The following is a 236-nucleotide window of genomic DNA, read 5'->3' as shown; positions in this document are numbered from 1 at the left end:
AGACCAGACAGTGTGAAAGTGAGATCACTAAACGAAAAACTTACTGATTACAAGGTGACCCATAAGCCAAAATCGGATACGGTAAGAATCTGGTTTGATGCTGTAAAAAGCAATATCGGGCAAACCGGAGTCGAAAATCTGAAATTCGGATATAATAATGCCGGAACTAAAAAAGACACGCTTTATAATGCTTCTCTTTTTTATCGCTACAACGCTAAGAATACAATGGATATAAA

The 236-nt window shown here is 36.9% G+C and carries 1 protein-coding gene; it reads left to right on the top strand.

Translation table 11 applies throughout. The features are described 5' to 3' along the window. Nucleotides 1-18: 18 nt before the first annotated feature. The coding region (locus tag ACR9ZK_RS23495) for a hypothetical protein (RefSeq protein WP_481344319.1) at nucleotides 19-236 on the top strand (218 nt) is incomplete at its 3' end.

The sequence above is a fragment of the Monashia sp. HAY1-5C genome (assembly GCF_056755255.1).
The sequence above is the reverse complement of the archived record's forward strand: the minus strand, read 5'-3'. Positions and strand labels throughout refer to the sequence as shown.